This is a genomic window from Lysinibacillus sp. fkY74-1, assembly GCF_053165895.1.
Window position 1 is genome coordinate 3,223,100 of record NZ_CP170173.1, and the last position, 23,080, is coordinate 3,246,179.

At 38.7% G+C, this 23,080-nt stretch carries 26 protein-coding genes and 2 other annotated features; of the genes, 1 reads left to right on the plus strand and 25 read right to left on the minus strand.

The window, feature by feature from the left end; genetic code table 11:
• Positions 1-2: 2 nt before the first annotated feature.
• From ruvA to ACE1MS_RS15825, 3 genes are all read right to left on the minus strand, one after another.
• Positions 3-623, minus strand: a complete 621-nt coding sequence (gene ruvA / locus ACE1MS_RS15815) for a Holliday junction branch migration protein RuvA (RefSeq protein ID WP_012295451.1) — start codon at positions 621-623, stop codon at positions 3-5.
• Positions 624-734: 111 nt separating this feature from the next.
• The gene (locus ACE1MS_RS15820) at positions 735-1,613 is read right to left on the minus strand and encodes a phosphotransferase (RefSeq protein ID WP_308741248.1); all 879 of its coding nucleotides are present in this window, start codon (positions 1,611-1,613) and stop codon (positions 735-737) included.
• Entirely contained in the window at positions 1,603-2,589 is a 987-nt protein-coding gene (locus tag ACE1MS_RS15825) for a LysM peptidoglycan-binding domain-containing protein (protein WP_036162243.1), read from the minus strand. The genes ACE1MS_RS15820 and ACE1MS_RS15825 overlap by 11 nt, the downstream gene beginning before the upstream one ends.
• 141 nt (positions 2,590-2,730) lie before the next feature.
• Between ACE1MS_RS15825 and ACE1MS_RS15830 the strand changes: the two genes are divergently transcribed.
• A complete protein-coding gene (locus ACE1MS_RS15830; protein WP_012295454.1) occupies positions 2,731-3,264 on the plus strand; it encodes a transcription repressor NadR in 534 nt (177 codons plus the stop codon).
• Between the two features lie 77 nt (positions 3,265-3,341).
• Here ACE1MS_RS15830 and ACE1MS_RS15835 read toward each other — a convergent pair whose 3' ends face one another.
• From ACE1MS_RS15835 to ACE1MS_RS15940, 22 genes are all read right to left on the minus strand, one after another.
• Positions 3,342-3,734, minus strand: a complete 393-nt coding sequence (locus ACE1MS_RS15835; RefSeq protein WP_012295455.1) for a thiol-disulfide oxidoreductase DCC family protein — start codon at positions 3,732-3,734, stop codon at positions 3,342-3,344.
• A 21-nt stretch (positions 3,735-3,755) separates the two neighbouring features.
• Positions 3,756-4,634, minus strand: a complete 879-nt coding sequence (pheA, locus tag ACE1MS_RS15840; protein WP_099805926.1) for a prephenate dehydratase — start codon at positions 4,632-4,634, stop codon at positions 3,756-3,758.
• Positions 4,635-4,815: 181 nt separating this feature from the next.
• On the minus strand, positions 4,816-5,271 hold the full coding sequence (locus ACE1MS_RS15845) for an ACT domain-containing protein (RefSeq protein ID WP_004226679.1): 456 nt from the start codon (positions 5,269-5,271) through the stop codon (positions 4,816-4,818).
• A gap of 24 nt (positions 5,272-5,295) precedes the next feature.
• A complete protein-coding gene (gene obgE, locus ACE1MS_RS15850; RefSeq protein ID WP_036162247.1) occupies positions 5,296-6,585 on the minus strand; it encodes a GTPase ObgE in 1,290 nt (429 codons plus the stop codon).
• A gap of 5 nt (positions 6,586-6,590) precedes the next feature.
• Positions 6,591-7,118 carry a Spo0B domain-containing protein gene (locus ACE1MS_RS15855; RefSeq protein ID WP_031419294.1) on the minus strand — a complete coding sequence of 176 codons (528 nt, stop codon included), beginning with the start codon at positions 7,116-7,118 and terminating at the stop codon, positions 6,591-6,593.
• A 342-nt stretch (positions 7,119-7,460) separates the two neighbouring features.
• A complete protein-coding gene (rpmA, locus tag ACE1MS_RS15860; RefSeq protein WP_004226673.1) occupies positions 7,461-7,760 on the minus strand; it encodes a 50S ribosomal protein L27 in 300 nt (99 codons plus the stop codon).
• Positions 7,757-8,113: a ribosomal-processing cysteine protease Prp gene (locus ACE1MS_RS15865; protein WP_031419295.1), complete on the minus strand. Its 357-nt coding sequence runs from the start codon at positions 8,111-8,113 to the stop codon at positions 7,757-7,759. Before ACE1MS_RS15865 ends, rpmA begins: the two co-directional genes overlap by 4 nt.
• 16 nt (positions 8,114-8,129) lie before the next feature.
• The gene (gene rplU, locus ACE1MS_RS15870; RefSeq protein ID WP_012295462.1) at positions 8,130-8,438 is read right to left on the minus strand and encodes a 50S ribosomal protein L21; all 309 of its coding nucleotides are present in this window, start codon (positions 8,436-8,438) and stop codon (positions 8,130-8,132) included.
• Positions 8,439-8,452: 14 nt separating this feature from the next.
• Positions 8,453-8,534 (minus strand) — a sequence feature (ribosomal protein L21 leader region).
• Between the two features lie 45 nt (positions 8,535-8,579).
• Positions 8,580-9,191 (minus strand): stage IV sporulation protein FB, encoded by a 612-nt coding sequence (locus ACE1MS_RS15875; protein ID WP_036217258.1) that lies wholly within the window; start codon positions 9,189-9,191, stop codon positions 8,580-8,582.
• Positions 9,181-9,735 carry a peptidoglycan DD-metalloendopeptidase family protein gene (locus ACE1MS_RS15880; RefSeq protein ID WP_447402475.1) on the minus strand — a complete coding sequence of 185 codons (555 nt, stop codon included), beginning with the start codon at positions 9,733-9,735 and terminating at the stop codon, positions 9,181-9,183. The genes ACE1MS_RS15875 and ACE1MS_RS15880 overlap by 11 nt, the downstream gene beginning before the upstream one ends.
• Before the next feature lie 88 nt (positions 9,736-9,823).
• A complete protein-coding gene (gene minD, locus ACE1MS_RS15885; RefSeq protein ID WP_012295465.1) occupies positions 9,824-10,621 on the minus strand; it encodes a septum site-determining protein MinD in 798 nt (265 codons plus the stop codon).
• 1 nt (position 10,622) lies between these two features.
• Complete coding sequence (gene minC / locus ACE1MS_RS15890; protein WP_012295466.1) at positions 10,623-11,291, minus strand: septum site-determining protein MinC; 669 nt, start codon at positions 11,289-11,291, stop codon at positions 10,623-10,625.
• Between the two features lie 27 nt (positions 11,292-11,318).
• Positions 11,319-11,843: a rod shape-determining protein MreD gene (mreD, locus tag ACE1MS_RS15895; protein ID WP_004226656.1), complete on the minus strand. Its 525-nt coding sequence runs from the start codon at positions 11,841-11,843 to the stop codon at positions 11,319-11,321.
• Positions 11,843-12,757, minus strand: coding sequence for a rod shape-determining protein MreC (gene mreC, locus ACE1MS_RS15900; protein WP_031419298.1), 915 nt, complete (start codon positions 12,755-12,757; stop codon positions 11,843-11,845). The genes mreD and mreC overlap by 1 nt, the downstream gene beginning before the upstream one ends.
• A gap of 13 nt (positions 12,758-12,770) precedes the next feature.
• Complete coding sequence (locus tag ACE1MS_RS15905) at positions 12,771-13,790, minus strand: rod shape-determining protein (RefSeq protein WP_012295469.1); 1,020 nt, start codon at positions 13,788-13,790, stop codon at positions 12,771-12,773.
• A gap of 591 nt (positions 13,791-14,381) precedes the next feature.
• Complete coding sequence (gene radC / locus ACE1MS_RS15910) at positions 14,382-15,053, minus strand: RadC family protein (RefSeq protein WP_012295470.1); 672 nt, start codon at positions 15,051-15,053, stop codon at positions 14,382-14,384.
• Between the two features lie 33 nt (positions 15,054-15,086).
• Positions 15,087-15,680, minus strand: a complete 594-nt coding sequence (locus ACE1MS_RS15915; RefSeq protein WP_012295471.1) for a Maf family protein — start codon at positions 15,678-15,680, stop codon at positions 15,087-15,089.
• A gap of 97 nt (positions 15,681-15,777) precedes the next feature.
• A complete protein-coding gene (locus tag ACE1MS_RS15920; protein WP_012295472.1) occupies positions 15,778-16,422 on the minus strand; it encodes a hypothetical protein in 645 nt (214 codons plus the stop codon).
• 179 nt (positions 16,423-16,601) lie between these two features.
• A complete protein-coding gene (locus ACE1MS_RS15925; RefSeq protein ID WP_447402476.1) occupies positions 16,602-17,852 on the minus strand; it encodes a bifunctional folylpolyglutamate synthase/dihydrofolate synthase in 1,251 nt (416 codons plus the stop codon).
• On the minus strand, positions 17,849-19,129 hold the full coding sequence (locus ACE1MS_RS15930) for a bifunctional folylpolyglutamate synthase/dihydrofolate synthase (RefSeq protein WP_080717373.1): 1,281 nt from the start codon (positions 19,127-19,129) through the stop codon (positions 17,849-17,851). The genes ACE1MS_RS15925 and ACE1MS_RS15930 overlap by 4 nt, the downstream gene beginning before the upstream one ends.
• A 137-nt stretch (positions 19,130-19,266) precedes the next feature.
• Positions 19,267-19,665, minus strand: coding sequence for a hypothetical protein (locus ACE1MS_RS15935; RefSeq protein WP_031419303.1), 399 nt, complete (start codon positions 19,663-19,665; stop codon positions 19,267-19,269).
• Between the two features lie 251 nt (positions 19,666-19,916).
• Positions 19,917-22,562 carry a valine--tRNA ligase gene (locus tag ACE1MS_RS15940; RefSeq protein ID WP_012295476.1) on the minus strand — a complete coding sequence of 882 codons (2,646 nt, stop codon included), beginning with the start codon at positions 22,560-22,562 and terminating at the stop codon, positions 19,917-19,919.
• A 72-nt stretch (positions 22,563-22,634) separates the two neighbouring features.
• Positions 22,635-22,892, minus strand: a binding site (T-box leader).
• Positions 22,893-23,080 lie beyond the last annotated feature (188 nt).

The following is a 23,080-nucleotide window of genomic DNA, read 5'->3' on the forward strand; positions in this document are numbered from 1 at the left end:
CCTTATTTTAATTTTAATAATAGTTGTAACGCTTGTTTCATATAGGCATCTGTCGTTTCCAGCTTGTCGTTATCCTCAAGCAGTGGGCGAATTTTTTCGAGCTCCTTTTCAGAGTAACCAAGTGCCGCTAAAGCAAGTATTGCTTCTTCTAATTCGTGTTTATAAGGATGAACGCCAAACAATGGCAGCTCATCTTCTGTACTCGGCAGTTCGATTGTCTCTAATAAAGAGCCTAGCTTGCCTTTTAAATCTAATATCATCTGACGAGCAGTTTTTTTACCTACTCCTGGGAACTTCACTAAAAACGTTTCATCTTCCCGTTCAATCGCACTTATAACCTGCTGTGGGTTGCCAGTCGCTAAGATAGCCAGCGCTCCCTTAGGACCTATTCCAGATACTAAAATTAACTTTCGAAAAAGCTCGCGCTGATCTAGATTTGGGAAACCATAAAGCACTTGTGCATCCTCTCGTACATGCAAATGAACATAAATTTGTTGCTCCATGGCTGATGTTCGAAATGCAAACGGATTGGGCGTATTCAATTGCCAGCCAATACCCTTTTGTTCTAGCACAATATATTCTGGTGTAATACGAGTAATTAGTCCTTTTAAATAATCATACATCTATATTCCCTCACAATCATCGTCTTCGATTATAGCATATAGCGAACGAATGCTCGACAGAAAGTCCTGTTCAAAACGCTGTTCAAGACAAAAATGACCGCCAAATGACGGTCATTTCTTCACAAATCTATCAATATCGTACCACAGTTTTGGCCAATAGGTGAGGGCTCGTTTAGTAAATGGTACTAAATAATCTAAAAATACTAGTTGCTGATCAAGGGGTAAATCCACAGCGAAAAGCCATTCCCTTAATAGTTCATTCGGATATTTTAAACGATGAAGCTTTCTTTTATCAAGCCGTTTCAGTTCTGGTAACTCCGCAAAGACTTTGGCTAAATCATAATCAACTGCAGGTAGCACCCGATGCAACCATAAAATATACTCGTCATCCGCTTCTCCAAGATGTGCCAAATCAAAATCAATTAAACGCAATTGTCCATCCGTGCACCATAAAAAATTATGATGCACGACATCCCCGTGCAATAGTGTAATTTCTTTTTCGGCTACATCTTCCAGCGCAATTAACTGCAGCGATTTATCACTATAATGCAATATTTGATCGATCTCTTCTTTTGTTAAGAAAGCCCGAAACTCATTTCTTCTGCTTTTAAAACGCATATGACGCATTTGCCATTTTAAAAGTTGTGAATAGGTATGCAAGCCAGGCAAGCGTTGCCAAGCAACTTTTTTATATGTGTCATGTAAAGCTATTAGTAGTTGAAGAGATTCCCTGCGATCCTTTTTATGAGCAAAATTGGCACCATGGCTACCTTCTTGCCATTCTTGCACAATTAGCTGCTCATCGTCACTTTGGACTAATGGTAGGATAAGATTAGGTTCAATTCGACCTAGCTGGCGATGAATTGTTCTTACCTTCTCTGCAATTTCTAGTTGTTTTGCTCGTTTGACAAAGTAAGTATTCGATCGATACCTATATTTCCAAATATTTGATTTTACCTCTTCGACAATATACGCTTTTTCACCATCGATAAGGCGTCATCCCGCCTGGGAAATAATGCGGTGACATCCAAGGTCCTACTGATGACGGGCATGGCGGTGGACAATGCGTTGGGCATGGTGGTGGTGGACAATGACACGGATCCATTTGCCATGCAGGCATTGGCATCTGCATTGGTTGTGATTGACAGCCACATGATTGTGCTTCACAGCCACATGATTTGCCCATGTTCATGTCAGGCATCATATTAAATTGTGGCTGCATTTGTTGATTAGGCGTGTGGAAAAATGGTGATGTAGACTCTAAGAAGTCTTCCATCTCGCCCATTTTATTTTCTGGCATCTCAAAGGACATCGGCTGCTGCGGCATCATATACTGCTCGGCCTGTGGCTGCATTGGCATTGGCCACCACATTTGATGATAAATTGGTTGATGGCAGCTTGAGCAATGTGGTACTGGATGTGGCATGATATGCATTGGTGGTGCTGGTTGTGGTACTGGATGTGGCATTGGCTTCGCTACTGGTGGTGGTGGTGGCGGTGGCGGCGCTGGCTGTATTTGTACTGGTGGTGGTGTTGTGACTGTTTGCTCTACTTGTGGCATGACTACCTGTTGGTGCCAATTCATTTCTACAGGCTGTGGAACCCACATCGGTTGTTGTGGCATCTGCATTGGCATTGGCATTGGTATAGGTATTGGAATCATTTGTGGCTCAGGCATTGGCATTGGAGCAGGTGGTACAATTGGTGGTGGCGGTGGCATTGGTCTCTGTACCTCTTTTTTCGGAACTTCCTTAGGTGTCTCCTTATGCATTTGTGATTCCTTTTTTGGCATTTCTTTATGTGGCTCTTTGTTTATTTTTTCAGGCAAAATAATTTCCATGCCCGGGACAATATAATCTGGGTTGGCAAGATGGACATTGAGCCGCTTCAAATCTTCAAACGAAATGCCGTACTCTTTCGCAATCTTCCACAATGTGTCTCCCTTTTGAACAATATGAATACGCAATTTTTTCCTCCCTTCCTCTCTACGTATCATATGTTCAATGTTTCATTTGGATACAAAAATTTCAACAAGTTAGAAATGCTTCATGGTACACTAACCTATAGGGAATACTGTTTCCATTATTACGGGCAGAGGTGATCTCTTATGAAAAAAATGTTAGGCGAGGAACGCCGACTGCAACTATTAGCGCAATTAAAAAAAAGTAAAACACCTATAACAGGGACAGACTTAGCTAAATTCGCCAATGTTTCTAGGCAAGTTATCGTCAATGATATGACTTTATTAAAGGCAAGAAACGAACCCATTATCGCTACGAGTCAGGGTTATCTTTATATGCATCAGGAACAATTACAGCAAACTGTTGAACGCACATTTCCATGCATACACACATCTGAACAAACAGAGGACGAGCTAATGACGATTGTAGATTGTGGTGGCACAGTCAAAAATGTTATGGTTGAACATCCTATTTATGGTGAGTTAACTGCCTCAATCATGGTGTCAAACCGTCATGAGGTAACACAATTTATCGAACGGGTTAATGCCACTCAGGCTAATTACTTATCTGCACTAACGGGTGGCATTCATCTTCATGTCATTACAGCCCCCTCTGTTGAAGTATTAACGTTAATTGAACAAGCCTTACAAAAAAAGGGCTATTTGGTAACAGACCAATAAAATAAAAAAGCACAGTATTTGCTCATACTGTGCTTCAATGTGTGTTTCGAGTATTCCTCTCCCTTTACCCCAACCTATTAGGAAAGAAATCGTTGTCTTTGTGAAGGTGTAGGTAATAGACATTCCTTTTTTGTACCAAATAAACGATAGCGGTGCTTAGCAAACCTTCTATACAACGCATTGCGAATAATTGGAGGCACTAGGATGAAAAGATAATAACAAAGCCAAATCTTCTCCAAATTTCTGCATATTTTTAAGGCTGCTGTCGATTCAACATATGCTTTCCCATTTTCAATGAGGATTACACTATCTATATTCTCAGATATTTTGAACTGTCGGAGCAATGTTTGCCCGACATCACTTTGTAACGAAGCAAATTGAAAATAGCCTGCTTGATCATGTTTGATAATAAATTGAACGCTGCTATCACAAAAGTTACAAATACCATCAAATAAAATAATCCCACGCATTCTATTTCCCCCTTATAGCTATTATGCTTCGTCAGACGTAAGATACGTAAAGTATGTACCGAGTGACTTTACTTTGCAACCTAGTGCAGCTAGTTCTTCCATTGCACCGCGCATCATCGGTACTTTTTCATCCGCTAACACATCTATCATGAAGAAATAATCCCCTAGTCCTGTTTTCAATGGACGCGATTCAATTTTACTTAAATTCAGTTGACGCCATGCAAAGACAGATAGCACTTGATGCAATGCCCCTGAACGGTCAGTCGGCAATGTAATCATTAAAGTTGTTTTCGCTTGCCCATTTGAAAGTTCTTGTGGCAATCGTTGGTTTTGCTTAGACAGAACAAAGAAACGAGTATGGTTAAAATGGAAATCATGGATATTGGACTCTACTATTTCAAGGCCATATTTTTCTGCGGCAGCTGCATTTCCAACCGCTGCTATACATTGTTCTGGGTTTTCAGATACGTATTTTGCGGCAGCTGCTGTTGAAGTTGTTTGTTGTAGTGGTACATGACTGAAACGATAAAATAAATATTTATGGCATTGTGCTAGAGCATGTGGATGGGAATAGACCCCTTCAATGGACTGCCAATTATCTTTTTGTGCTTTATTGACCATTAAATGCTGCTGTATTTTCAGTAATAATTCACCTGTTACATATAGTGATGCTTCATGGAATAAATAATCAAGTGTAAGCGTAACTGAACCTTCTAAGGCATTTTCTAATGGTACAACGGCTAGATCTACCTTTCCCTCTGCTACTGCCTCAATACATTCAGGAATCGTTGCACAGGGTACAAGCCACTCATTTGGAAAAGTAGCCTTTGTTGCTAAGTATGTAAATGATGCTTCCGGTCCTAAATATGCGATTCGATTTCTCCATTGTTGCTTTGTCATTGCAAAAACCTCCTTTATGGAATAAGGAGCAGTCCCTAGCGATGATGTATCACTGAGGGACAGCTCCTTATTTGAGCTTTGGTATCGTATTATTACTCCAGTGCTTCAAGAGCATATGGATTATTAAACACGATAATTGTCATTTTTGTCAAAAATTAAAGGATCGAACACCTTACTATGATTATAAAGCACCAGAACTAATGACTTCCGCTGACTCAACAAAATCTAACCGTTTTAATTGCTGGATTAGGTCATCAAGATCACATGTCATACTTGTTACATCTAGTGATAATGTAACATTGGCACGTCCCTGAATAGGGATTGTTTGATGAATCGTCAATACGTTACAATGTGTAATTGTCACAGTTTCTAGAAGCTTAGCAAGTGTTCCTTTTCTATCTTGAAGCTGTAAAAAGACTGTTAAAATGCGTTCCTGCACGATTGAATGAAAAGGAAAAACCGCATCACGATATTTGTAAAACGCACTTCGCGATAAATCCACCTGCTTTACCGCATCCCAAATGGAAGATACTGAACCACTTGATAATAAGTGTTTCGCCTCCAAAGTTTTTTGCATTGCATCCGTTAAAACATCCTCACGAACTAAATAATATCGCTGATTCGCAACATTCTTCATACGCTTCCCCCTAAAACTCATGTCTTAATCGACAAATTCAAATTCAAACTCTTGTAGGCGAACTGTATCGCCATCCTGTGCTCCACGTTCACGTAGAGCCTCGTCCACACCCATTGCACGCAATTGACGAGCAAAACGACGTATTCCATCTTCACGGCTAAAGTCCGTCATTTTAAATAAACGTTCAATGGCATAGCCACTAATAATAAATGTACCATCATCGTCACGAGTGATTTCAAAATCTTCACCTTTTGCCTCATGCTTGTACATAACCGTTGCGTCTGATTGTTCCTCTACTTCATCATACAGTGGGAATTCAGGCGTTACTTCTAATAGATCCGCAATAGCAAACAATAGCTCTTTTAATCCTTGACGAGAAACAGCAGAAATTGGGAAAATCTGAACGTCTTCCCCTACCTTTTGGCGGAATGCTGTTAAGTTTTCCTCTGCATCTGGCATATCCATTTTATTGGCTACAATAATTTGTGGACGCTCTGTTAACCGAAGATTATATTGTTTTAGTTCTTCATTGATTGTTAAATAATCCTCATATGGATCGCGACCTTCCATTCCTGACATATCAATCACATGGACAATAACGCGTGTACGTTCAATATGTCGTAAAAATTGGTGGCCTAATCCTACCCCTTCATGAGCTCCCTCAATTAGCCCTGGTAAATCTGCCATCGCAAAGCTTCGGTGATCATCTGTTTCAATCATGCCTAAGTTCGGTACAATTGTCGTGAAATGATACGCACCAATTTTTGGCTTAGCAGCAGAAACAACAGATAAAAGTGTTGATTTACCAACACTTGGGAAACCAACTAATCCTACATCTGCTAAAACTTTTAACTCTAATATAACATTTAATTCTTGTCCTGGCTCACCTTTTTCAGAAAGTTCTGGCGCTGGGTTGGCAGGTGTTGCAAAGCGAGAATTTCCACGTCCACCTCGCCCTGCTTTCGCAATAACGGCTCTTTGCCCATGCTCGACTAAGTCAGCAATAACAGCATTTGTTTCTTCATTCATAACCACTGTACCTGGTGGAACTTTAACAATTAAATCTTCCGCATTTTTACCGTGCATGCCTTTACTCATACCATGCTCGCCACGCGGTGCTTTAAAATGGCGTTTATAGCGGAAATCCATTAACGTACGTAAGCCTTCCTCTACTTCAAATACGACATTCCCGCCATGTCCACCATCTCCACCAGCTGGACCACCATTCGGTACATATTTTTCTCGGCGAAAGGCAACCATGCCATCTCCGCCGTCTCCACCTTTAACATAAATCTTTACGTGATCGACAAACATTTAGTTCACTCCCTATTTGCACTCAAGACATATTGCCAGCGTGTATTTGTCTGCTCAATTGTTTGAATGTCGAATTGTTTCAAACCTTTTTCGGTGAATGCATCAGCACTCCATAACCCATTTAGCGTGAATGTCACGGCAAATGTATGATCGTCAACACGTACATCAAGCGTTAGGATCTGCTCTGTAAATGGATCTAATGTATCATAAACATGCATAACTGTTTTGTTTAAGTAATCTACAACTTCCTGATCAATCTCATTGGTCACAGGCTTTTTTATCTCGCCGTTTATTTTCCAAGTGAAGGAAGGGAAACGCCATCCTGCTGTTTGGAGCCATTCAATTGTTTGTGGTAATTGTAGTCGATTGAGGATAGAAAACACTCTTAACTGTTCTGAAAAATGCTGAATAAGTTCCTTTGATTCATCAACTCTACCTAAATCTAAATTCATGCGAATCAATTGCAGTTGATTCACAAAATCATGATTTGCAAAACGTAATACTTCACTAATGGTTAGTGATTGATTGTTCATCCCATTCACTCCAATAAAGTTATCTTTACTAGTATAACAAGTTTTGCTGTATTTTTCCCTTAATTCTTTATTCAATTATCCCTGAGCATATTTGAATAAAGAATCAGTTTGCTTTGGACCAACAAGATGTTGATTAGTCCTTGCCTCAAGGCATGGCTACCATAGACAGAATTCCTTTATTTCGATGGTTTTAACTCTACTGAAATAAAATGAAAACCGTCATCACCTTGAGCTATTGATCCACGTTTAATTCTACAGTCGTCTGTTGAAAGAGGCTGAAATTTAGCCAAAAAAAGGACTGCAATAAATGCAGTCCTCCGCTTTATGATATCTTATAAAAGATTAAGCTTCTTGTGGTGCTGGGTATACAGATACTTGTTTGCGATCGCGACCTAAACGTTCGAATTTAACAACGCCGTCAACTTTAGCAAATAGTGTATCGTCACCACCACGACCTACGTTTGTACCTGGGTAAATTTTTGTACCGCGTTGACGGTAAAGAATTGAACCACCAGTTACGAATTGGCCATCAGCACGTTTAGCACCAAGTCGTTTAGACTCAGAGTCACGTCCGTTTTTAGTAGAACCTACCCCTTTTTTCGATGCAAAAAGTTGAAGGTCTAATGCTAATAATAATTTCATCGAGTTCCACCTCCTACTTGGTTGTAGTTGATTTGGATGTATTGTCCGTAATTCTGCACCATAGAATACACTTGGGCAGTCATTACTTGAACAATTAACTGTAGTTTTGCATCTACTTCAGGCTCTAAATCTGTTGGAAGATCCACCTTAAGATAGCCTCCACCTTCAGCAGCTTGTTCGACTTCTGGTTGAATTTGTAATAATGCATAAATAGCATTTACCGTACCAATGGCAATGGTAGATGCTCCTGCACATACTAAATCTTTCCCAGATTCATCGTACCCAGCATGTCCTGAAAATTCGAATGCTGACACATGTCTATTTTCATCATGATGAATCGTAACTTGTATCATTCGCTACACCTCACTATTAAGCGTTGATTGCTTCAACAACTAATTTTGTGTAAGGTTGACGGTGACCTTGTTTACGACGGTAGTTCTTTTTAGCTTTCAATTTGAAAACAACGATTTTTTTCGCACGGCCTTCTTTAACAACTTTCGCTGTTACAGTAGCACCATCTACGAATGGAGCACCAACTTTAACGTTTTCGCCACCTACGAATAAAACTTTATCAAAAGTTACAACCTCGTCAGCTTCTACGCCTAATTTTTCAACGTAGATTTCTTGACCAGCTTCTACTTTGATTTGTTTACCACCAGTTTCAATAATTGCGTACATTTTACTGCACCTCCTCTTAAACTCAGACTCGCCTGTTTTATAAAGGTGATCTTATAGTAAGATACTTATACCTTCCCAGAGCGGTTGTAGTAGCACGGGTGCTACAAACAATAACATTAAAATATTACCACACGGCTTTTTTTAAGTCAATCTATTCATAACATATTTTTCAAAAGCTATACGATATTTTCGGTAACGCCATTCTTTTAAAACTTGTAACCAAATGAATAAACAAATAATTGCTAAAAAAATAGATTGCGGTAGGAAATTTAAAGTTATCAGAAATAATGTAGTGGCCATTATGAAGGACAGCCAATAATACACTTCCACCACTTGAGCTTTTGGAAAATTTAAGAATAACCACGCTAACAATATCCTACCACCATCTAATGGTAGGATGGGGATCATATTCACTAATAATAGCACAAGTTGAACACTAATAAGCTTACCTGCAATTAGTTCAGGCATAAAAAAAGCGAGGCCAATCCCCAAGATAGTAGCGATTGGTCCTCCTAATGCAATCCATAGGAGTGACGATGCTTGCACAACCGCTGGATTTTCAAATTGTATTTCCCCCCCGTAAGGTGTAATAACACATGATTTCACTCTTACGCCGCACAGTAAAGCTACTAATAAATGACCTGCTTCATGCCACAATAGCGAGAAAAAAATAATAGCGTAATAAGCAAGTTGTCCACTAAAAATCATGACAAATACGAGAGGAATACAAAGAAGATGTAATTTAATCTTCATTAGTCTCCATCGTTTCCAACCATTGTACAATTTGCTCTAAATCGTAATGGCTATCTCCCTTTTCAATGGAAAGATAAAGTTGCCCAGCTTCTTTCATACCAATCAAATCATTTGCCTGTATAGATGTATACGGAAGCTGTGCTAAGCTATCTAGCATGCCATAAGAGACGGTTGTACCATCATCATAACTAATGGTCATAGTCTTACCAGTATATTTGGTATGACCTGTGAACACGACTAAACCATTCTGTCCGGCATAAACTGGTAAACCAACATCGTACTGCAATAAATATCCCTCTTTAAAAACCTGGGCATTAGCAAATGTTAAAAGATCTGCTTGCCCGACATCACTAGATACTGTAATGGTTTCATTTTCTTGGTCGAACCAACTTTGCCCTAGCTCACTTAAGTACGTTAAATCTGCCGAGGTTGTTACCATTTTTCGAATAGGAGTATCAACTACACCCTGATCTTCTAAACGAATTACAAGCATAGTTGCTGCCACAAGTAGTATCGTGATAAACCATTTCCATTTTTTAAACAAGCCCTCATCCTTTTTTCCACACTATATGTGATTGCATGTCCAAACATGCAAAAAACCTTCTCGCACAATTGCACGAAAAGGTTTTAATTTATCTTGAAAATAATGATTTAAGTTTTGAAAACATACCTCTTTGCTCATCTTGAATAGCCATTAATGGAACCGATTCGCCCAGAATACGACGTGCAATATTTCGATAGCCCAAAGATGCTTTATTAGCAGGGTCCATTACGATTGGTTCTCCTTTATTGGAAGATGAAATAACACCTTCACTATCAACAATAATTCCTAATAAATCGATAGACAAATGGGTTGTAATTTCATTAACATCCAAAGTGTCACCGCTCTTCATCATATGTTGTCGAATACGATTGATGATGAGCTTAGGAGCAGTTATGTCTTCCTGTTCTAATAAACCAATAATTCGATCTGCATCTCGAACAGCAGAAATTTCAGGTGTTGTGACAACAATCGCATGATCTGCACCTGCTACGGCATTTCTATAGCCTTGTTCAATACCTGCCGGACAATCTATTAATACATAATCATAGTCCCTTTTTAATTCCTCTACTAAGCTCTTCATTTGCTCAGGGGTAACAGCATTTTTATCTGTCGTTTGAGCAGCAGGTAATAAAAATAGTTTATCATCCACGCGCTTATCTTTAATCAATGCTTGATGTATTTTACAGCGCCCTTCTACTACATCTACTAGGTCATAAATAATACGATTTTCTAGGCCTAAAATAACATCTAAATTACGCAGGCCAATATCTGTATCAACTAAACATACTTTTTTACCTTGTAGAGCCAATGCAGTCCCAAGGTTAGCCGATGTCGTTGTTTTTCCGACACCACCTTTACCCGAAGTTATGACGATCGCTTCTCCCACACTAGCTTCCTCCCTTAGACACATTTAACAATGGTCGAATATTTTTTAAGGCGTGAATTTGATCGTACGTAATGCGTCCATCGTAACCAATAAATGCACAAGTCATTTCTGCTTGATTAATTTCTTTCACATGCTCATCTGACATTGCTTCCACTTGATCAGCAATCATAATATGCGTAGCTTCAAATTGAGAGGCAGCAATGATTGCTTCCTTATTGCCCTGTACACCAGCATGCACGATTCCTTTTAGTTTACCTAAGACATACACATTGCCACCAGCTTCAACCCGACCGTTTGGATTGACATTTCCTACAATGATAATGTCCCCAGACGAACGTAGAATCTGCCCTGATCTGACCACACCTAAATATGTATCTTGTTGACTTTCAATCATTTTCTGGTTGCTTTCATGGACAGTCAGTACTTCGCTTTGTACACTCGCTACAATGAGTTGCTCTGTTTCTTGCACAATATGGATAAGTTCATCGATCTGTTCATCAGTACAGTATCGATAGCCTAAGTATAATTGTACATCTACTTTACCATCGATACCGCCTTCTAACACTTTTTTCTTTAATTCTTCTACTAAATCGCTATAAGCACATTGGTCGTCAAGACGCAGTACAAATCCGTCCTTCGTTCCCTTCATATTAACTAATTGTTTTTTCATGAATGCCTCACCTCACGTTGTTCTTTGTTAAGAAACCTCACGTGCTCTCTGTAAGACACGCGCATTAATTAGATACTTGAAGGCCCAACCAAGAATCATTAAAAATAAAGCATTTGCAATGATTGTTGGCAGTAGTCGTGAACGTAAGAAATCTGCTAAAGGTATTGCTGTAAAATCGATCAAGAAGAAAAATTGATAGAGTATAAATTCTAAAATGGCTACTAACACAACTGAAATAGTTGTTGTTACGACTAAGTGCTGATGTATAACTTTCACGATAGACCCTGCTAAAAAACATATAAGTGGATATAGAACTGAATATAATCCAATAATATCAATGTAAAACACATCATACAAGACACCAAAAAAAAGTCCATACATTACCGCGCGTTGACGGCTGTAATAGATGGAGATAAAAATGAGATATAAGATTAAAAAACGCGGTACTAGAAAATACACTTCCCCCTTAATTTCAATTGGAGAAAGCATCGCAAACTCTGGTTCTAGCAAGAATAGTAAAACCGCCACAGAAGGAATGAGAAAACGAACCATCATTCCGCCTCCTCTTCATTCGTATCTTGCGGGTTTGTTAAATCTTCGTTCGTTGAGCTACCATCTGAACCATCAATAACTGTAGATGTACGCTTAGCAATAACAACATGCTCTAAAATCGAAAAATCAGCAGATGGTCTGACATACGCCATTTTTGTTAAGCCGTGATCATCTGTACTAACCTCTGTAATTTCTCCGATAGGGACACCTTTAGGGAAAATACCTCCGAGTCCTGAAGAAACTACCTGCTCGCCTTCTTTAACCTTAAAACTAGAATCGATTCGCTTCATAATGAGTTCATTACGTTCTTCATCAAAGCCCTCGATTAAACCGTATGCTTCTTTTTCACCTAACACCATTGCAGAAACACGATAGTTAGGATTATTTGTATTTAAAAGCTCTACCTCAGAAGTGAAAGGCGTCACTAGTGTAATTTTCCCAACTAGCCCCTTCGCCGTCATAACTGCCATGTTTTTTTGAACTCCATGAGAAGATCCTTTGTCTAAAATGATTTTCTCTTCCCATTGGTCAGGATTTCTAGCAATCACTGTTGCTTGAATAGGATTATACGCCTTTAAGCTCTCACTTTTATCCAAAAGCTCACGAAGCTTTTTATTCTCTGATTTTAAATCCGTAGCCTCAGCTTGTACAACTGCAAAATCTTCTAAGCGTGCTTTTAAACGTTTATTTTCTTCGTACGTGTTTAAGAGGGAGTCAATACTATTAAAAATACCATTAACATAATTCGCCGGCTTCGCAACAAGCGATTGTGCGACGCCGACAGTATCTTTAATAATTTGCTCTGGTAAAGTAGCATTCGTCCGATCACGTAATGAGAAGCTAATCAATGCCACAAGAAAAACCATGCCTACGAGCAGCAAAATTACTTTCTTATTGAAAAAAAAATGTGGCATTGCCTAAACCTCCTTACCCTTTAACCTGTTGTTGACGAATTAAGTCCATATGATCTAAAGCTTTACCCGTACCAATTGCTACACAGTCTAAAGGATCTTCTGCGATAAATACTGGCATATTTGTTTCTTTACTAATCACTTTATCTAAGTTTGTTAATAGTGCGCCACCGCCAGTTAATACGATACCGCGCTCCATCACGTCCGCAGATAATTCGGGAGGTGTCTGTTCTAATGTTTTTCGAACGCCATCAATAATTGATGCAACTGCTTCGCGTAATGACTCAGAAATTTCTTGTGAAGAGATTTCAATTGTTTTTGGTAAACCTGTTAGAAGGTCACGACCTCTAATTTCCATCTTCTCTTCTGGTCCTTCAGCTAATGCCGTACCAATTTCCATTTTTACCGCTTCTGCAGTACGTTCACCAATTGTTAAATTATACGTTTTACGGATATATGAAATGATAGATTGATCCATTGCGTCCCCACCAACACGTACGGACTCACTTGTTACAATACCGCCTAGTGAAATAACAGCTACTTCTGTTGTACCACCGCCGATGTCAACTACCATTGACCCTGTTGGATCCCATACTGGTAAATTTGATCCGATTGCCGCTGCAAATGGCTCTTCGATTGTGAAAGCCTCTTTTGCGCCCGCTTGTCGAGCTGCATCAATAACCGCACGTTGTTCCACTGAAGTAATACCATAAGGCACACAAATCATAACATTTGGTTTTTTCCAATTGCCGCCAGAATTTTTAGAGGCTTCTCTTAAATAATACTGAATCATTGCTGTCGTAATATCGAAATCAGCGATAACGCCATCTTTCATTGGGCGAATTGCTACGATTGAGCCAGGTGTACGACCAATCATATTTTTAGCATCATTACCAACGGCAACGATATCTCCCGTTTTCGTATTTTTTGCTACTACTGAAGGTTCGCGTAAAACGATTCCCTTTCCTTTAATAAACACTAATGTATTCGCTGTGCCGAGGTCAATCCCGACATCTTTGCTTCCTAGTCCAAACAAATTGTGTACTCCCTTTCTATTTAAGCCATACTTTCATTGACATCCATTATCTTTGACAGTCATGTATAGGAATTTGAATTGTATAAAAATACAATTGACTCCTCCTCAAAACCCATAACACTCCGCCAAAGTTTTTATCTTCATCAGTTAGTGTTTCACACCTTGAAAAAACTACACACTTATTTAGCTCACCATCATTTTCGATGGGAGTCTTTCCTGAATCAAGATAAAATTCATACCCTTCATTATAACGGAAAAGCGCAAGAATTTGTAGTGTCACATACTTTATCTCGCAGAAAAGATACTATTTTAATTCCCTCTTAAACTAAAAATAGTACGTATAGATTAGCATATAATTTTTATTCTCATAAGACAATGTGTATCAAGCTACCAATTTTTGTGAAGATAATATCAGTTTCTAGAATACATTAACGATTTGAATCGAAAAAGGTTCGCCATTAAACCACAAAAAAATACAAAAATTTTAGGAAAATGCCTCTATTGTCATAGCGATAAGATATTCAAATTTGATTGTAAAGCTCTCCTAAGACATCTAATCAAACTAAAAAACTCTGCAAATTTCTTGCAGAGTTAAAAATACCCTTTTTCCTTCAAACTAATGAATTGGTGATCGCCGATAATTACATGATCAATTAATTCAATCCCCATAATATAACCAGCCTCTTCAATTCGCTTTGTGACCTCAATGTCCTCCTCACTTGGAGTTGGTACTCCACTAGGATGATTATGCGCACAAATAATTGAAGCAGCAGATCGCTTCACTGCTTCTCGAAAAATTTCCCGTGGGTGCACGATAGAGGCATTTAAGCTGCCAATGAAAATCGTTTGTCTGTGAATGATTTGGTTTTTGATATTTAAAAAAAGAACAACAAAATGTTCCTGATTAAGAGAAGTCATGTCAGGCATTAAATAAGCAGCCGCATCTTGTGGAGAACGAATTGTAAATTTTTCATCATTTTGTTTTTGAGCGAGTCGTCGACCAAGTTCAATGGCGGCTAATAATTGAATAGCCTTTACCTCACCAATTCCTTTAATAGCGACCATTTCCTCAATGGTAGCGTGTTTTAAATAATGGAGACGTTCGAAAACAGTTAATACTCTATTCGCGAGGACAAGAACGGATTCTTCTTTTGTGCCAGTCCTCAATAAAATAGCAATTAGCTCTTGATTGGATAGACTTTCTGCCCCTTGTCGCATTAGTCTTTCACGCGGGCGATCCTCCAAATGAACATCACGTAACATCAAAGTAGGTAAAGCTTTATCTAGCAAAAATGCTCACTCCTTCGCATATTGGACTATTTGTAGGTTGACCAATTGCGAAAACAACGCTGCAAGTGGTAAACCTACAACATTGTTATAATCTCCTTCAATTCGTTTCACTAAAAGTGTGCCTAACGTCTGAATACCATAGCCTCCTGCTTTATCGAAAGGATCTCCAGAATCGACATAGGCTTCAATCAATACCTTCGATAGAGGATGAAAAACAACTGTGGTTTCTTCCACAAAGAGGTTTTCCTTCCCATTAGGTTCAATAATAGCGACCGCTGTCATCACGACGTGTTTACGGTCTGATAAACGTAATAAATGAGCAATAGCTTCCTCACGAGATTTTGGTTTATGTAGCAGCTCATCATTGTCGACAACAATTGTATCAGCACCAATGATTGTTGCATTGGATACTTTTTTCGCTACATCTCGTGTTTTTAAGAGGGCTACTCCTTTTACATATTCCTGCATGGAACTTGCTTGTACACTTGTTTCTTCAACTTCACTTGTCATGACCTCAAACGGAAGTGCTAACATTTCTAACAATTCCTTTCTTCTTGGTGAAGCAGAGGCAAGTATAAGCTTGTGGTTTGTTTTTAACATGATCCGACCATCCTTCCTTATCCTTATGATACAGAAGAATGTTCGATTTGAAAATTTTCTAAAAATCAAGATAATAATGATTTACTATCTTTTACTTTTAAAATTTCACTTGGAGACAAGTATTTTTCGCCTGATAATGAGCAAAAACTTGCAAACGGATGACGCTGACATCGTTAGAAATAGTAGAGGCAGCCGCTCCAATTGATTGCCAATCCTCAGGTAAAGTTGAATCCTTCCCGTTTTCCTTAAAATTTAATTTTGTAGCTTTTTTGTCTGCTAATGCTGTTGGCAGTTCTACAAGAGTTGGCTCCTTACAGCTTTCACCACTAACACTAAATGCTTTTTTAAAGGTTGCGGGTTCCTGTAAAAATTTAAGCTGACTTTCTTCATTTACCATGCTTGTCCAAACATAAAACTTACCATCAACCTCAATAATGGCGCTCTCTTTTAATGCAGGATACTCAGCAACAAATGCACTTGCACTCTCATAGTTAGAATATACGCCTGCTTGACTAGCATAAAACATAGGTGCATTAGATGTACTGGTTGTCTCACCGGCAGTTGGAATGGTTTCTGATTGTGATTGATTAGTTGCCACATCACTACCCTTATTCTTTATCGGTAACTGGGTACTGGCTTGTAAAACACCTAAAAAAATGGCTACACCTAACAAACCCACAAATCCACCAATAATCATTGCCCGAAATATTTGTTTTTTCATCACATGACTTACAATTTTCATCCATCTATCACCTCATCCTTCCACCTATCCGTACACGTTTCAATAAAACGAGATTTCAATATATAAAAGTATATGTAGAATTAGTGGTGTAAATGCGAATTTAATGAGATTTGATTCATAACAAAAGCGGCATACATTCATAAAAAAACTAGGACTTCCTATTAGGAGCCCTAGTCATTTCATACTTTTAAGCTATTTCGTACTGCCGTTAATAAATATAATGAGCCAGATACAACCGTTCTTCGCTTGCTGTCTGATTGTACCTGTAAAAATTGCACATAATCCACTAAGATATTTTTAGATGTTGCTTTGGAAAGACCCAGCAAATTTTGCGCAGCCATCGCTCTTGGTTTATCAAAATCAACAAAATAAAATTCATCACTAACTTGCTCTAACAGTCGAAGAATTTGTTGAACATCTTTGTCTGCTAGTATGCCCACAACAAATGTGATTTGCTCTCCTGGAAACTCATTTTTTATCGTTTCTACTAATGTTTCAGCACTGGCTGGGTTATGCGCCCCATCGACAATAACAAATGGTATGATTTCTTCAAAACGGCCTAAAATAGCCGCTTTTTTCACAGCCTCTCGAACTGCTGTTTTTTTCACAGGCACATTAAAAAATGCTGCCACTTCAAGGAATGCTGAGATAGCAAGTGCCATATTATTGGCCTGATGAGGCCCTTTCATTGAACGTGTTAGATGGGAGAATTGGACATTTCGTCCGTCATTTAAATAACATTCTCCTTCAGTCGATGAGGATATTGAAAAATGTTGACCTATTTCATATACGTTGGCTTTTTTCTGAGCAGCCTCTGCATAAACAACACGCTTGGCATCTTCTGGCAAATTACCGATAATGACAGGGCGATTTTGTTTAATAATACCTGCTTTATGGCGCGCAATACTGTCAATTGTATTGCCCAAAAATTGGGTGTGCTCTAAAGCTATACTTGGGATAATGGAGACGATGGGTATGACCACATTCGTACTATCCAATAATCCCCCCATACCCGCTTCAATCAATGAAAGATCAACATCATTATTCACAAAATATAAAAATGCTGCCACAGTCAAAAGTTCAAAATCTGTTAGTTTCCCACTTAAACCGGCTGCATGCATTTGTCGAAAAACGGCATCCATATCAGCTTCGGTAATAGGTTGACCATCTATTTGAATTTGGTCGTGCACATCGACTATACAAGGTGACATAAATTTACCCACTCGTAATGTATGTTCTTTGGCGAGAGCCTCAAGAAAGGTTAATGTGGAGCCCTTCCCATTTGTGCCTGCCAAGTGTACAACATGTAAGGCTTGCTGAGGGTTTCCAACTAATAGCAAAGCCTCCTCCATCGCCACAAGACCAGGTTTTATGACATCATCACTGTGGACAGCCCACTTCTCTTTATAGTGATTGAATCCCGGTATCATCGTCCTTCCTCCTGTAGCCACTGGCGAACATTCGCTATGAAATATAAAGAACCGGTAATCACAACAACATCCTCTTCAGCTCTTTCACGTAGTACAGTTTGTACAGATTCCATCCAATCCTCATGGTACGATTTATTGGCATTCGTTGATAATATGGATAAATCTTTAGCAGGCATTGCATTGGGTAGGTTAATTTGTGTAAAAGTAATTGACGTTGCAACATCATCCATTAGTGCAATACTATTTGCGTGATCCTTATCTGCTAATGCTGCATACACAAAACGATAATGGCTTTTTGGAAATACATTTTTAAGTGTTTGGATAAGTGCAGCAGTCCCCTCTGAATTATGGGCACCATCTAAAACAATTTTTTGTGGCCATTGTTCGAAGCGACCAGCCCAATGTGCATATAGAAGTCCATGCCGAATGGATTGGTCTGACAGGGTAATGGCTCCCTCTTCCCGTAATGCGAGGATTGCTGTAATGGCAAGGCTTGCATTATTGATTTGATGGGGACCAGCCATTTTTAAAGCTATATCAGTCATTACAATATTACTCTTTTCATACGTGAATTGCTGAACGTCTGTACCTTGTAAAATATCTGAAACAGTAAAATCTTGTCCTAAAATGAAGCATTGAGCCTGTTGTGCATCTGCTGTTTGTTTTATAACAGCTAATGCTTCTTCATTGCTAACCCCTATAACAACCGGAACACCCTTTTTTATGATGCCAGCCTTTTCAGAGGCAACCTTGGCAAATGTATCACCTAAAAAGGCAGTATGCTCAAGTGAAATTGTCGTAATAATTGCTAGTAGTGGCGACACGACATTGGTTGCATCTAAACGCCCTCCAAGCCCCGTTTCAATAAGCGCTATATCAATTCCCTGATCGGCAAAAAATTGAAACATTACTAGTGTTACTACTTCAAAAAAGCTTGGAAAATCTCCATTATACTGTTCTTCTATAATCTTAGCTAGTTTATTGAAATAGTATAAAAATTGTTCATCAGTTATCGGCTCACCATTAATGGTCATCCTTTCATTAACTCGCTCTAAATGTGGGGAAGTAAATGCCCCTACTTGGTACCCAGCGTGTTGTAGCATTTCTCTAAGGGCATTCACTGTAGAACCCTTTCCATTCGAACCGGCCACATGAATCACGCGTAGTTTATTGTGAGGATTCTCTAAATGTGCTAGTACTTCTTTCATTAGTACAAGCGGTGCACGTTTATGGTCAACGGCTTTTAGGGTAAAAATAAATTCCGTACATTCGTTCATTGTGTTAAACAAAAGAAACACTCCCTCTTACTGCAATATCTCTATTTTAGTACAAGTAACATTTAATAACATAGATTAATGACAAAAAAATAGAAAAAACACACAGCTAGCTACTGCGTGTTTGATAAGTAATTCGGTTAATGTACTTGGTGAGTCCCTAGCAGAGCACCCATATTGTCCAAAATAATTCTTGCATCATTGTTTAATAAAGGTATAACATCAGGACGTTGTACTAATTCAAAAGAATTTTTTAATGTTCTTTTTAACATTGAAATATCAAAATTCGAGCAATACTCATTTATTCTATTGATGATTAACATATCTGCCCGTGATAGTTTTGTACACTCCTGTTGAGTTTGCCTATTTGCTAATACATGTTTAATAAGCACACGCGCACTGGTATTTAATAAACGATAATTTTTCGCTTCTGATAATTTTACTAGATTTGTTTCAATTAATACCCTTGCACTAACAAAATCTAAGTCATCACATGCTTTATTGACTTTCGTAATATAGGTTGTCATATTACCTGTCATTTTCACATCTCCATTCATACCTCAAACCCGCAAAAAAACGTTCAATTGCCATAGCTATTTCATTACAGATCATTTTTCTCGATTACACAACATCATATTAGGTTTTGTTTCCTACTACATTAATAAACACCCTAACCTATTAGACTAATTATTCTAAATAGTACTATATATTTTTACCCATTTCAACGCATAACTTTTGCTCCATATAAAAAAAGCAATGGATGACTTTATTGTCATCCATTGCTCAACTATTACATATTTTTTAGTTCTTCTAAACGTTTTAATACAACCGCGTGCTTACTTTCATAATCTGCTAATTTTTCACGTTCAACATTTACTAATGCCTCAGGTGCTTTCGATACGAACTTTTCATTTGATAGCTTACCTGTCACTAACTTTACTTCTTTCGCCCATTTCTCTAACTCTTTTTCAAGACGAGCGATTTCTTCCTCTAAATTAATTAGCCCAACAAGTGGTAGGAAAACTTGGGCACCTGTAATAACTGCTGTCATCGATTGACCTGGTGCCTCTAAACCTTCACCAATTGTTAACGTATCTGGATTACAGAATTTCTCTAAATAAGCTTTATTCGCTTCAAGTACTGCCACTGTTGCAGCATCTTTCGCAGAGATAAACAACGGCACTTTTTTGCTCATTGGCGTGTTTACTTCCGCACGAATATTACGAACTGAACGTATAATATCCATTAGGAGCTTCATATTATCTGATTCGTCAGCAAAATGAAGATCCGTGCGTACTGTTGGCCATGCAGCTACTGTAATTGATTCTCCATCATGTGGTAAGTGTTGCCAAATTTCTTCTGTAATGAATGGCATAAATGGATGTAATAGACGCATCGTTTGATCGAGTACGTACGCTAAAATAGAACGAGTTGTCTTTTTAGCAGCTTCATCCTCACCATAAAGTGGTAACTTCGCCATTTCAATATACCAAGAACAGAAATCATCCCAAATGAAATTGTAAAGCTCACGACCAACTTCACCAAACTCATAGCGCTCTGCCAGAGATGTTACACGTTCAATTGTTTCATTTAAGCGTGTTAAAATCCATTTGTCAGCAACTGATTTTTCACCTGTTAAATCAATTTCATCATATGTCATTCCATCCATATTCATAAGTGCAAAACGGGATGCATTCCAAATCTTATTCGAAAAATTCCATACAGCCTCTACTTTCTCAGTAGTATAGCGTAAGTCTTGACCAGGTGATGAACCTGTTGCTAAGAAGTAGCGTAATGAGTCTGCACCATACTGCTCAATAACATCCATTGGATCTACACCATTGCCAAGTGACTTACTCATTTTTCGCCCTTCACCATCACGTACTAATCCGTGAATTAATACATCCTTGAATGGGCGTTGTTCTGTAAATTCAAGACCTTGGAAAATCATTCGAGATACCCAGAAGAAAATAATATCATAGCCTGTTACGAGTGTATTTGTTGGGTAATAACGTTTATATTCTTCATTTGCCTCGTCTGGCCAGCCCATTGTAGAAAACGGCCATAGTGCTGAAGAGAACCATGTATCTAGTACATCTTCATCCTGTGTCCAATTTTCTGCATCAACCGGTGCTTCTTTTCCTACGTAAATTTCACCTGTTTCATTATGGTACCAAGCTGGGATTTGATGGCCCCACCATAATTGACGAGAAATACACCAATCACGAATATTTTCCATCCAGCGAGAATAAGTGTTTTCAAAACGAGCTGGAACAAAGTTTACTTTACCTTCTTGGTCTTTTTGAAGCTCTAATGAAGAGTCTGCAAGTGGTTGCATTTTAACGAACCATTGTGCTGAAAGATATGGCTCTACAACAGCACCAGAGCGTTCAGAATGCCCTACTGAATGCATATGTTCTTCGATGCGTATTAACACGCCTGCTTCTTGTAAATCAGCAACAATTTGTTTACGGCATTCAAAGCGGTCCATACCGTTGTATTTGCCAGCAAGTTCGTTCATTGTGCCATCTTCATTCATCACAAGGATACGCTCAAGGTTGTGACGATTACCAACTTCAAAGTCATTTGGATCATGTGCAGGTGTCATTTTTACAACCCCTGTTCCAAATTCCATATCAACATAGTCATCAGCTACAATCGGAATTTCGCGACCTACAATCGGTAAGATAACTGTTTTACCAATTAAATGCTGATAACGTTCATCTTTCGGGTGAACAGCTACTCCAGAGTCGCCAAGCATTGTCTCAGGACGTGTTGTCGCAACCTCTACATATCCTGAGCCATCAGCCAAAGGATATTTCATATGATAGAAGGCACCCTGCACATCCTGGTAAATAACCTCAATATCAGACAATGCCGTTTTAGCAGCCGGATCCCAGTTAATAATGCGTTCACCACGATAGATTAAGCCTTTTTCATATAATTGAACAAATACTGTGTTAACTGCCTCTGAAAGACCTTTATCAAGTGTGAAACGCTCACGTGTGTAGTCTAATCCAAGGCCAAGCTTTGCCCATTGATCACGAATATGTCCAGCATATTCTTCTTTCCATTCCCATGTCTTCTCGAGGAATTTTTCACGTCCTAAATCATAACGTGTAATATTATCCTCACGTAGCTTTGCTTCTACTTTTGCCTGTGTAGCAATACCGGCATGGTCCATACCTGGTAACCAAAGTGCATCATATCCTTGCATACGCTTCATACGAATGAGGATGTCTTGTAAAGTCGTATCCCATGCATGACCAAGGTGTAATTTACCTGTTACGTTCGGTGGTGGAATAACAATTGAATAAGGTTTTTTCCCGCTTTCTGGCTGCGCCTCAAAAAATTTCCCTTGTAGCCACCATTCATAGCGACCGGCTTCAATGGACTGTGGGTCATATTTAGTTGGCATTGAAATGTTTTCTGTCATATTGACTCCTCCTAATGTTTGAAGACTATTGATAAAGCAATCACTTTACCAAATAAAAAAACTCCTCTCGTCTAAAAGGACGAAGGAGTTTTAGTTCGCGGTACCACCTTTAATTCCAGCAGCGGTTAAGAAAATGATCATCGAATACATTTCTCAGCCTTATCTACTGGCTCTTAATTCGGTAACGGTGTTTAACCGGCTTTAACTACTGTTAGTTCACTAAAGCTGCTCAAGGGCTACCTTCAATTAAGTACAAATAGAAACTTCTCAGCTACCGTTTCCTCTCTGAAAATGTAAGCATAATTTACTCTTCCCTATCATAGCATCTGTATTTAATTTTCCTTATTGTACCGCAAAAACGTGTAATTTTTCAAGTGATTTAGTCATCTTTTAATAAGAGTAAAGTAAATAGAAAAGGAAGTGAATTTTCAAATGCGTCGACGCAAGTATAACCCCTGGCTTTTACCACCTTGGATAAGGCAAGTTCGTTTTTACTGTAGAACGATTATCGTGCCGAT